This is a genomic window from Staphylococcus simulans, assembly GCF_003043455.1.
Lineage (GTDB): Bacteria > Bacillota > Bacilli > Staphylococcales > Staphylococcaceae > Staphylococcus > Staphylococcus simulans_A.
In genome coordinates this window covers 1-11,497 of record NZ_PZGG01000002.1, presented here as the reverse complement: position 1 = coordinate 11,497, position 11,497 = coordinate 1, and the positions used below count along the sequence as shown (strand labels likewise).

General features: G+C 36.0%; 9 protein-coding genes. 5 read left to right on the top strand and 4 right to left on the bottom strand.

The window, feature by feature from the left end:
- The first annotated feature begins 22 nt into the window (after positions 1–22).
- Complete coding sequence (gene hisC, locus BU038_RS00540; RefSeq protein ID WP_107604344.1) at positions 23–1,087, top strand: histidinol-phosphate transaminase; 1,065 nt, start codon at positions 23–25, stop codon at positions 1,085–1,087.
- Between the two features lie 143 nt (positions 1,088–1,230).
- The gene (locus BU038_RS00535; RefSeq protein WP_107604343.1) at positions 1,231–1,767 is read left to right on the top strand and encodes a 5' nucleotidase, NT5C type; all 537 of its coding nucleotides are present in this window, start codon (positions 1,231–1,233) and stop codon (positions 1,765–1,767) included.
- A 134-nt stretch (positions 1,768–1,901) separates the two neighbouring features.
- On the opposite strand, the gene BU038_RS00530 is transcribed toward BU038_RS00535, so the two are convergent.
- The 4 genes from BU038_RS00530 to BU038_RS00515 form a co-directional block, all read right to left on the bottom strand.
- Complete coding sequence (locus BU038_RS00530; protein ID WP_107604342.1) at positions 1,902–3,404, bottom strand: peptide MFS transporter; 1,503 nt, start codon at positions 3,402–3,404, stop codon at positions 1,902–1,904.
- 306 nt (positions 3,405–3,710) lie between these two features.
- Positions 3,711–5,234, bottom strand: a complete 1,524-nt coding sequence (locus BU038_RS00525) for a peptide MFS transporter (RefSeq protein ID WP_107604341.1) — start codon at positions 5,232–5,234, stop codon at positions 3,711–3,713.
- Between the two features lie 181 nt (positions 5,235–5,415).
- Complete coding sequence (queF, locus tag BU038_RS00520; RefSeq protein ID WP_107604340.1) at positions 5,416–5,919, bottom strand: preQ(1) synthase; 504 nt, start codon at positions 5,917–5,919, stop codon at positions 5,416–5,418.
- A 2-nt stretch (positions 5,920–5,921) separates the two neighbouring features.
- Entirely contained in the window at positions 5,922–6,809 is an 888-nt protein-coding gene (locus BU038_RS00515; RefSeq protein ID WP_107604339.1) for a DMT family transporter, read from the bottom strand.
- 884 nt (positions 6,810–7,693) lie between these two features.
- On the opposite strand from BU038_RS00515, the gene nrdI reads away from it, so the two are divergent.
- The 3 genes from nrdI to nrdF all read left to right on the top strand — a co-directional run bounded on the left by nrdI (position 7,694) and on the right by nrdF (position 11,250).
- Positions 7,694–8,095: a class Ib ribonucleoside-diphosphate reductase assembly flavoprotein NrdI gene (gene nrdI / locus BU038_RS00510; protein ID WP_107604338.1), complete on the top strand. Its 402-nt coding sequence runs from the start codon at positions 7,694–7,696 to the stop codon at positions 8,093–8,095.
- Entirely contained in the window at positions 8,058–10,163 is a 2,106-nt protein-coding gene (nrdE, locus tag BU038_RS00505) for a class 1b ribonucleoside-diphosphate reductase subunit alpha (RefSeq protein WP_107604337.1), read from the top strand. Before nrdI ends, nrdE begins: the two co-directional genes overlap by 38 nt.
- A 112-nt stretch (positions 10,164–10,275) precedes the next feature.
- Positions 10,276–11,250 (top strand): class 1b ribonucleoside-diphosphate reductase subunit beta, encoded by a 975-nt coding sequence (gene nrdF / locus BU038_RS00500; protein ID WP_107604336.1) that lies wholly within the window; start codon positions 10,276–10,278, stop codon positions 11,248–11,250.
- The last annotated feature ends 247 nt before the right edge of the window (positions 11,251–11,497 follow it).

Below are 11,497 nucleotides of genomic sequence, written 5' to 3'. Positions count from 1 at the left end.
TTTTGAGGAGGCAGATGTATCGATGAAAGAACAAATTAAACAGCTCTCAGCGTATCAACCTGGTTTATCACCTAGAGCGTTAAAAGAAGAATTCGGTTTAGATATTGAATTACATAAACTAGCATCAAATGAAAACTTATATGGTCCTTCACCTAAAGCGAAAGAAGCGATTAAGGCGCATGTAGATGAAGTATTGTATTATCCTGAAACAGGTGCACCGACATTACGTAAAGAAATTGCGAAAGGGTTGGGCATCAATGAAAACCGTATTTTATTTGGGGCAGGCTTAGATGAGGTTATCTTAATGATTTCTCGTGCTGTGTTAACGCCTGGAGATAAGATTGTGACGAGCCAAGCGACATTTGGTCAGTATTACCATAATGCGATTGTGGAAGCGGCTGAAGTCGTACAAGTGCCTTTAAAATCTAATGGTCAATTCGATTTAGACGGCATTTTAGAAGCGATTGATGAAGACACTGCATTAGTGTGGATTTGTAATCCAAATAACCCTACAGGCACATATGTGACACATGATGAATTAGAAGCATTCTTAGAAAAAGTGCCTAGTCATATTCCAGTTTTAGTAGATGAAGCATACTTTGAATTTGTGACTGCGGAAGATTTCCCGGACACGTTAAAATTACAAGAACGTTTCCCAAATGCATTCTTAATGCGTACTTTCTCTAAAGCATATGGGCTAGCAGGTCTTAGAGTCGGTTATATCATTGCGACAGAAGAAGCGATTCATAACTATAATATTATTCGTCCACCATTTAACGTAGGACGCTTATCTGAGTATGCGGCAGTCGCAGCTTACCAAGATCAAGATTACTTAAAAGACATTCAACAAAAAAATGCTGAAGAACGTGCAAAATTCTTTGAAATTCCTGAAAACAAACATTTCTTCGACAGCCAAACGAACTTTGTCTTCGTGAATACGAAACGTCCACATGATTTATATAAAGCGTTACTAAAAGTCGGATGTATTACACGTGAGTTCCCAATTGGGGTACGTATTACCATCGGCTTCCCAGAACAAAATGATAAAATGATTGAAGTACTTAAAAACTTTGATTTTGAAGCATAATGGCTAACTAAAACAAGTATCAACAATATTTCGTGTAGATACTTGTTTTTTTACTTAACATTTTCTTAAACCACACCTGACAACTTTATAAAATAAATATGCTATACTCGAAGAGAAGAAAAGGAAAGGAAGTTGCTATCAGGATGAAGAGAGAATCAATAGCGATTGATATGGATGAAGTTTTAGCAGATACAATCAAAGCATTGATTGAAGAAGTGAATAAACGTACAGATTTAGGTATTAAAGAGGCATTATTAGATGGGAATAAATTGCGTCACTTTATGCCTGAACATGAAGGGGTACTTGATGAAGTATTAAAACAACCTGGTTTCTTTAAGAACCTAGAAGTTATTAAAGATTCACAAGAAGTAGTGAAGAAGTTGGCTGAACACTACGATATTTATATTGCGACAGCCGCAATGGATGTGCCGACTTCATTCCATGAAAAATATGAATGGTTAAGAGTGCATTTCCCATTCTTAGATCCGCAACAATTTGTTTTCTGTGGCAGAAAAAATATTGTCAAAGCAGATTATTTAATTGACGATAACCCAAGACAACTGGCACGTTTTACAGGGAAACCAGTGATGTATACTGCACAACATAACATTCACAATGAAGACTTCGATCGCGTTAACAACTGGAAAGAAGTTGAGCAATATTTCTTAGGAAATAAATAAGCAAATTTTAAAGACGGGGGTGCCCGTCTTTTTTGTATCGATATAACCCTTCATTAGTAATTTAATTAGAAGATATATAAATAAAGAAGCATCAAACCACTACTATGAATAGCGTTTGATGCTTCTACTATGTGTTAACGTATGCCACGCATACCTTTAATAATTTTCGGTACAAACATAAATGCGATGAGGCCGATCACTACTGCTAGGACACCTAGGAATAAGAAGTAGTTTTGATAGCCTAACGGTTCAATTAATTTAACAAGTGTTCCGTTAATGGCTTGTGCAGTTGCGTTTGTTAGTAACCATAAGCTCATCATTTGAGAGTTGAAAGCTTTTGGTGCTAATTTAACTGCGGCACTGCTGCCTGTTGGTGATAAGCAAAGTTCACCGATAACACAAATGATGTATGACAGAATTACCCAGTTTACGGATACTGTGCCACCGCCAGATGTCATCATAACAACCGCAACTAAGATGTATGAAATACCTGCTAACCAAGCACCCCAAATAAATTTAGTCGCAAGGCTTGGTTGGCGTTCTCCCATTTTCTTCCAAACATAAGACAGTACTGGCGCAAATAACACAATGAATAATGGGTTGATTGATTGGAAGTATGTTTTACCAAAATCAGTCGTCCAACCGAATAAATTCAATTTCATATCTGTGCCTGTAAATGCGTAAATGTTTAATACGTTAGAACCTTGTTCCTGGATCGACCAGAAAATCACACCGATAATAAATAATGGAATAAATGAAATAACACGTGAACGTTCATCATCTGTGACTTCTTTACTTCTGATCATAGTTGTAAAGTAAGCGATTGGTAAGGCAATACCTAAGATTAAGACAGTCGTGCTGACTAAATTGAATGATAATGTGCCTGTTAAACCAGTGATGATTAAGACAAGTGCGATGACTACGACTACAATGCCTGTAATCATTGAATAACGTTTCTTTTCAACTGTATTTAGTGGGTTTGTCGGTGCTGAACCAACGTCACCTAAGTTACGTCTGTTGAATAGAAGATAAATAATCAATGCGAGTGTCATACCGATTGCTGCGATTAAGAAACCTTGGTGGAACATATGACCTTTAGAGAATTGGTCTAAAATTAATGGCGCAGCAAGCGCACCCATGTTTACGGACATGTAGAAAATAACAAACCCTGAATCGATACGTTTATCGTTTTCAGGATATAAGCGACCTACAATATTAGAGATATTCGGTTTCATTAACCCTGAACCTACAATGATAAAGAACATTGAAATGAATAACCCTGTTTGCGCTAATGGCAAGCTTAAGAAAACGTGACCGATAATAATTAAAATAGCGCCGTACATTGTCGCTCGGCGTGTACCTGTGATTCTATCTGCGACCCAGCCGCCAAGTACGCTGGTCATAAAGATCAGTGACCCATACACTGACATGACTGACTGTGCAGTAGTTTTGTCCATGCCTAATCCGCCATCTTTAATAGCGAAGAACATGTAGAAGATTAAGAGTGCGCGCATTCCGTAATAGCTGAATCTCTCCCAAAATTCTACGAAGAAGAGGACTCCTAATCCTTTTGGATGTCCAAAGAAACCTTTCTGTGGTATTTCTTGGACATGCTTTTGATGTAAATTGTTCTGCAAACTAACCCCGACCTTTCTATCCTATAACGGAGTGGATTATATTCGATTCTACTATGTAAAAAAGAGAGTTTCAATAATTTTCTAAAAATAAAAATATTGACAATTTTCAGAAAAGAATAAGATATAAAATGCGATTAATCAAGCATAATTAGAAGAAAAGGCGTAGTTTGAGGGAGAAACTTACTGGAGAAAGTGCGATAAAGTGTGTGGGTTGAAATATGGCAAAAAAGTGAAAGTGAAAAATTGACCATATAAAAAAGCCTGAAATCCTTGAAGAATTTCAGACTGAATTTGATTGATTTTGTATTAGTGGATACCTTTCATTGCACGACGTACAAATGGTGAAATAATCACAAGCAATACCCCGATAGCTAATGTTAATAAGCCAGAGTATAAGAAGTATTGACCTGAATCCATTTTAGCGTAGATGACTACAAGCTGCGCATTGAGACCCTGTGCAGTCGCATTACTTAACATCCATAAGCTCATCATTTGCGCTGTAAACGCATATGGCGCAAGTTTTGTTGTAGTGGCTAGACCGACAGGTGAGATACATAACTCACCGATTGTGATTAATAAGAAGCTTAGAACTAACCAGATAGGGTGAATCAGTTCACCCGGTGCTAAGCCTCCTGCTAAAGGAACTACCATAATTAAGTAAGAAACCCCACCGATAATCGCACCTAATGCAAATTTGATTACAGTAGGCGGGTTATGTTTGCCGAGTTTGACCCACATCATCGCAAAAAGTGGTGCTAACGCAACGATAAAGATAGGGTTTAATGATTGGAACCAAGCGGCTGGAATATCAAAGTTAATCGCGCCACCTGTTAATTTAGCTAGGCTTAATTCTGTTTTCTTATCTGCAAAGTTTGCCAAGATAGTAGACCCTTGTTCTTGGATCATCCAGAAAGCTACAGACGTGATGTATAACGGTACATAACTGCCGACACGAGATTTTTCTTCTGGTGTCACTTTCTTGCTGACAAGCATGTAAATTACGATATAAATCGGTAACGCAATACCGATAAATGTAACTAATAAACTGAAGTTTTCGATTGTTAATGCATTGAATGATTTTAAAATGATTAAATAAATTGCGAATGCTGCTACGATGGCTAAAGCAATTAAAGAGAATTTCTTAGTATCTTCTTTTGTTAATGGATTATGTACAGATAACCCTGCTAAGTTTAAATACTTCTTACGTTTAGACCAGTAAACAACTAAACCGATAAACATCCCGATGGCTGCTGTGGCGAAACCAGCATGGAAACCGACACGTGTTTGCAAGTAACCTGTTAAAATAGGTGAAATTAAGGCACCTAAGTTAATCCCCATGTAGAAAATGGTAAAAGCTGCATCTACACGATTGTCGTTTTTGTCGTATAATTCGCCAACTGTTGTAGAAATGTTTGGTTTTAATAAACCTGTCCCGATAATCAAAAGTAATAAAGCAATCATAACGGCGGTTAAACTGCCTGGTAAGCTTAAAATGATGTGACCGAACATAATGAGAATACCGCCAAAGAACACGGCGTGTTGTGTACCTGTGATTCGGTCAGCAATCCAGCCCCCGATTACACCAGACATATAGATTAACGTCCCGTATAAGGCAACAATCTGCATGGCTACAGATTCGTCTAGGCCGAACCCGCCTTTAGCCACAGAATAATACAGGTAGTAAACTAAAATGGCTTTCATACCATAGTAACTGAATCTCTCCCAAAACTCAGTAAAGAATAAGGTGCTTAATCCCTTCGGATGACCAAAGAAACCAGTTCGTGGTGTGCTTTGAATGACTTCTTCGCGTGTATATTGTTTCTTGTTCATAAATTTCCCCCTAAGAATGACTTAAAATAATTTTAAGCTATTAAAAGTGCATATACAAGAAAATTCTGAAAATTAATGAAGATACCTTTTACATTCTTACAATAAAAAGTTATGAATCCGCTTCCCACAAAATAAAAAACAACCCGAATTTAATCAGGTTGTTCTTCAAGTGAATCTGCAATTATCTATTATCTATCTTTTCAGGATATAAATCGTGATTCATCATGCGATATTCAGCCATTTTTTCATACTTAGAATCTGGACGACCATAGTTTGTATAAGGGTCGATAGAAATGCCGCCACGTGGCGTAAAATTCCCCCAAACTTCAATATAATGCGGATCCATTAATTCAATTAAGTCATTCATAATGATATTCATACAATCTTCGTGGAAATCACCATGGTTTCTAAAACTGAATAAATAAAGTTTCAATGATTTAGATTCTACCATTTTGACATTCGGAATATATGAAATATAGATTGTAGCGAAATCTGGTTGTCCTGTAATCGGACATAATGACGTAAATTCAGGGCAATTAAATTTTACAAAATAGTCGCGTCCTTGATGTTTATTATCGAAAGACTCTAACACATCTGGACGATAATTAAAGTCATATTGGTTATTTTGATTACCAAGCAATGTAAGATCTTCTAAATCTTCTTTGCTTCTGCCTTGTTGTGACATGTTTATTTTCCTCCTCTATGAGACGATTGTGTTGGTTTTCTGCTTTGTCTACGTGCTTTTTCGAACATATAGTAGCTGGCACTGATAATAATGACATATCCTAGTGTAGCATATAAATCTGGCGATTCTCCGAAAATGACAATACCCATTAATGCTGTGAAGATAATGGAAGCATACGTAAAGATTGAAATGTCTTTTGCAGGTGCAAAACTATATGCTAATGTAATTCCGATTTGGCCGACAGCTGCTGACAAGCCAGCTCCGACTAAATAAATCATTTGCAGACCTGACATCGGTACATACGTAAAGATAACGAATGGAATTAAAGCAACAATTGAGAAGAAAGAGAAGTAAAAGACAATTGTATAAGGTGCTTCTCTTGTACTTAATGCACGTACACAAGTATAAGCTGATGCGGCGAAAATACCTGAAAATAATCCAACGATACCTGGAATCATTTCTGAAGAGAATTGTGGTTGTACGACAAACAACATACCTACAATTGCGACCAACATCGCTGTAATTTGATATTTACGTATTTTCTCATGTAAGAAAATCATGCTGAGTAAAATCGTCCAGAAAGGATTGAGTTTCATCAATGTATCTGCGTCACTTAACAGCATATGATCGATAGCATAAATATTGAGCAAGACACCGATTAAACCAAGTGTCGAACGTGCGATTAATAAGGGTTGACTGCTTAATTTACCAAACATGGGCTGTTTGTATTTATATAAGAAATACAGTGGAATAAGCATTGCGACTAAGTTTCTAGCGAGTGATTTCTGGAAGACAGGTAAATCACCAGCGAGTCTGAAAAATAGGGACATAAAGCTGAACCCTACAGCTGAAACAAGTATCGCAATGATTCCTTTTATTTTTGGATCCATATACTTTCCTCAACTTTCCTCAAAACTTAACGTATATCATCTTAGCATATATAGAAATAAGTGCCTATATAGACTTGCTAAAGAAAATGAGCGTGGTATACTAGAAAACGAACATACGTTCTATATTCTAAATTGAATGACACGTCACTAACTGAAAGGAATGATTATTTTGTGTTGATGAATAAATTGTGTTAAGCCTTTCATGACGCAAATCAACGGAATCTTGTGATGACAAGCGGTACACAAATTCTCAAAAAATCAAGAGCAAAATTACAATTTTTTATTTTAAAATGATTTTTGGGAAAAATTAAGAACGTCAAGCATAGAGATGACGCTACTTTCATCAATTTTGACAAAATTAAAGAAAATTTTCAGGTGTGAATCTCTTTGAAATTATAATAGGTGTTCGGTATAATGAATCACATAATATAGTATTGAAGAACGGAACCTAACACTATATATTGTGGTCGAGTCCAAAAATAAGAAAATTATATTTCACTACTTTATGGCAATTTCACACAGATTTTGCAAGATGAACAGATAGGTTAGGGGATTAACCGTGTTTGTCTGTAAAGATAGGAAATCGTATTCAATCTTGTGATGACAAGTAATGTCTAAACAAACTGAAACAAAAATAATTGTTCTTATATGGATAAGAGTATTGTGAAGGAATACTCGGTTGAAAATATGCCAACACAATATGTAGTGGCAGGGAGCAATGCATCAACATATCGAAATAAACTAAAAACATGCAGCAGTCACAACTTCTTTTTAGAAACAGCAATACCAGTACGGCAGCCTGGCATGTTTTTTAATTATGAATAATATGTGCATGACGCTATGTGACGATTAAGCGCGTTCTTTGTAAGAAAGCGGGTGATTCAATGAAGGTAGTATATTTTTCATTTACTGGTAACGTGAAACGATTTGTTGCAAGAACTGAATTTGAGGACACTTTAGAGATTACAAATGATAACTGCGCGGATGTGCGCTTGGACGAGCCTTATGTATTGGTCACTAGTACAATCGGTTTTGGAGAAGTGCCAGATGTTGTCAAAACATTTTTAAGTCATAACGGAAACATGATCAGAGCAGTGGTCGGCAGCGGTAACCGTAACTGGGGGCAAAACTTTGCGAAAGCCAGCGAGACCATTTCTCGAGAATATCTCGTTCCGCTATTAATGAAATTTGAAGTACAAGGTACAAAAAAAGACGTAGAAGAGTTTAAAGATAAGGTGGGGCATTTATATGAAGACTATGAACGAAAAGCAGTACAATCATATTGAGTTAAATAACGAGGTTACAAAGCGTAAAGAAAATGGTTTCTTCAGCTTAGAAAAAGACCAAGAAGCGCTAGAAGTTTATTTAGAAGAAATCAAAGATCATACGATTTATTTCGATTCAGAAATCGAACGTTTGCACTATCTTGTAGATAATGATTTCTATGTAGATGTATTCCAAACATATAGTGAAGAAGACTTAAAAGAAATTACTGAATATGCACGCAGCATTCCATTTACATTTGCGAGCTATATGTCAGCAAGTAAATTCTTCAAAGATTATGCATTAAAAACAAATGATAAAAAACAATATTTAGAAGACTATACACAACACGTGACAATTGTTGCGCTTTATCTAGCAGATGGCGATAAAGCACAAGCGAAACAGTTTATTTCATCTATGATTGAACAACGCTACCAACCTGCAACACCAACATTCTTAAACGCAGGTCGTGCACGTAGAGGTGAGCTTGTATCATGTTTCTTATTAGAAGTAGATGACAGCTTAAACTCTATCAACTTTATTGATTCAACAGCGAAACAATTAAGTAAAATCGGCGGCGGTGTCGCAATTAACTTATCTAAACTTCGTGCACGCGGTGAAGCAATCAAAGGTATCAAAGGTGTCGCAAAAGGCGTATTACCTGTAGCGAAATCACTTGAAGGCGGCTTCAGCTATGCAGACCAATTAGGTCAAAGACCAGGTGCTGGTGCTGTTTACCTAAATATCTTCCACTATGACGTTGAAGAATTCTTAGATACTAAGAAAGTTAACGCGGACGAAGATATCCGTTTATCAACAATTTCAACAGGCTTAATTGTACCTGCTAAATTCTTTGAACTTGCAAAAGAAGGTAAAGACTTCTATATGTTCGCACCACATACGGTTTACAATGAATATGGTGTGACATTAGATGATATCGATCTTGAGAAATACTATGATGAAATGGTTGAAAATCCAAACATCTTAAAACGTAAAAAAGATGCACGTGAAATGTTAAATACGATTGCACAAACGCAATTACAATCAGGTTATCCTTACTTAATGTTTAAAGATAACGCAAACAAAGTACATGCAAACTCAAACATCGGTCAAATCAAAATGAGTAACTTATGTACTGAAATCTTCCAATTACAAGAAACATCTGTCATCAATGACTATGGTGTTGAAGATGAAATTAAACGTGACATTTCATGTAACTTAGGTTCATTAAACATTGTCAATGTGATGGAATCAGGTAAATTCAGAGATTCTGTACACACAGGTATGGACGCTTTAACAGTTGTAAGTGACGAAGCAAATATCCAAAACGCACCAGGTGTACGTAAAGCAAACAGTGAATTGCACTCTGTTGGTTTAGGTGTAATGAACTTGCATGGTTACCTTGCGAAGAACCAAATCGGTTATGAATCTGAAGAAGCGAAAGACTTTGCGAATGTGTTCTTCATGATGATGAACTATTATTCAATCGAACGTTCAATGCAAATTGCGAAAGAACGTGGCGAAGCGTATAAAGACTTCGAGAAATCAGATTATGCGAGCGGTAAATACTTTGAGAAATATACAGAAGCGGATATCGTGCCTGAATACGAAAAAGTTAAACCTTTATTCGAAGGTTTAGAAATTCCGACTGCAGAAGATTGGAAAGCTTTAGCAGAAGATGTTAAGCAATATGGTTTATATCACGCTTACCGTCTTGCGATTGCGCCAACACAAAGTATTTCTTATGTACAAAACGCAACAAGCTCAGTAATGCCGATTGTTGACCAAATCGAACGTCGTACGTATGGCAACGCAGAAACATTCTATCCAATGCCATTCTTATCACCACAAACTATGTGGTTCTACAAATCAGCATTCAATACAGATCAAATGCGTTTAATTGATTTAGTCGCAACGATTCAACAACACGTTGACCAAGGTATCTCAACAATCCTTTACGTTAACTCAGAAATTTCAACACGTGAATTAGCACGTTTATATGTTTATGCACACTATAAAGGTCTAAAATCACTTTATTATACACGTAACAAATTATTAAGCGTAGAAGAATGTACAAGCTGCGCAATCTAATGAAGCCTATCCAGGAACAATCTTTATCAGGTTGTTCCTCTAATCATATAAAATTTTTAAACGGAATTTGAACGAGTAAAATTAAAAATCAAGAATGGGGAAATGCACTTTGATGATTGCTGTCAATTGGAACACGCAAGAAGATATGACAAACATGTTTTGGCGACAAAACATCTCCCAAATGTGGGTTGAAACTGAATTTAAAGTTTCTAAAGATATTGCGAGTTGGAAAACATTAACACCAGAAGAACAAGATACATTTAAGAAGGCACTTGCAGGTTTAACAGGTTTAGATACACATCAAGCTGATGACGGCATGCCTTTAGTCATGATGCATACGAAAGATTTACGTAAAAAAGCTGTATACTCATTTATGGGTATGATGGAACAAATCCATGCGAAAAGTTATTCTCACATTTTCACAACGTTATTACCATCTAGTGAGACTAACTATTTATTAGATACATGGGTACTTGAAGAACCACATTTAAAATTCAAATCAGATAAAATTGTGGGCAACTACCATAAACTATGGAGAAAAGATGCATCAGTATATGATCAATATATGGCACGTGTATCTAGTGTGTTCTTAGAAACATTCTTATTCTATTCTGGATTCTACTATCCACTTTATCTTGCTGGACAAGGTCGTATGACAACATCTGGTGAAATTATCCGTAAAATTTTATTAGATGAGTCTATCCACGGTGTGTTCACAGGTTTAGATGCACAACAAATGCGTAATGAACTCTCAGAAAATGAAAAACAACGTGCAGATCAAGAAATGTATAAACTATTAGATGAGTTATACAAAAACGAAGTTTCTTATACACACTCACTATATGATCAAATCGGTTTAACTGATGATGTATTAAATTATGTACGTTATAACGGAAACAAAGCATTATCTAACTTAGGTTTCGAACCTTACTTCGAAGAACGCGAATTCAACCCAATTATCGAAAACGCATTAGATACGTCTACGAAAAACCACGACTTCTTCTCAGTTAAAGGTGACGGCTATACATTAGCGTTAAACGTAGAAGCATTGCGTGATGAAGACTTTATTTTTGATGATGAAAAATAAATAATATTATTTTGAAGAGCATTGATTCTGACTGTAAAAACAGTTTGAAGTCAGTGCTCTTTTTTGTTTGAGAAAAATATAAACAAGATTAAAAATGCGTGGAGTAAAAGAGTTAATGGAAATAAAGAGAGAAAAAATACATTTTATATTAGGGAATAGCATATCATTGTATAAGAATTGTCCTGAAAAAGTTTGAAAAGCATTGATAACAGTGGAGAAACTGATAAGATAGATAGTAAGTGAAAAT

Excerpts from the sequence above, each read along its gene's own strand:
- hisC (WP_107604344.1), top strand. The coding sequence starts at position 23 with ATGAAAGAACAAATTAAACAGCTCTCAGCGTATCAACCTGGTTTATCA.
- BU038_RS00535 (WP_107604343.1), top strand. The coding sequence starts at position 1,231 with ATGAAGAGAGAATCAATAGCGATTGATATGGATGAAGTTTTAGCAGAT.
- BU038_RS00525 (WP_107604341.1), bottom strand. The coding sequence starts at position 5,234 with ATGAACAAGAAACAATATACACGCGAAGAAGTCATTCAAAGCACACCA.
- queF (WP_107604340.1), bottom strand. The coding sequence starts at position 5,919 with ATGTCACAACAAGGCAGAAGCAAAGAAGATTTAGAAGATCTTACATTG.
- BU038_RS00515 (WP_107604339.1), bottom strand. The coding sequence starts at position 6,809 with ATGGATCCAAAAATAAAAGGAATCATTGCGATACTTGTTTCAGCTGTA.
- nrdI (WP_107604338.1), top strand. The coding sequence starts at position 7,694 with ATGAAGGTAGTATATTTTTCATTTACTGGTAACGTGAAACGATTTGTT.
- nrdE (WP_107604337.1), top strand. The coding sequence starts at position 8,058 with ATGAAGACTATGAACGAAAAGCAGTACAATCATATTGAGTTAAATAAC.
- nrdF (WP_107604336.1), top strand. The coding sequence starts at position 10,276 with ATGATTGCTGTCAATTGGAACACGCAAGAAGATATGACAAACATGTTT.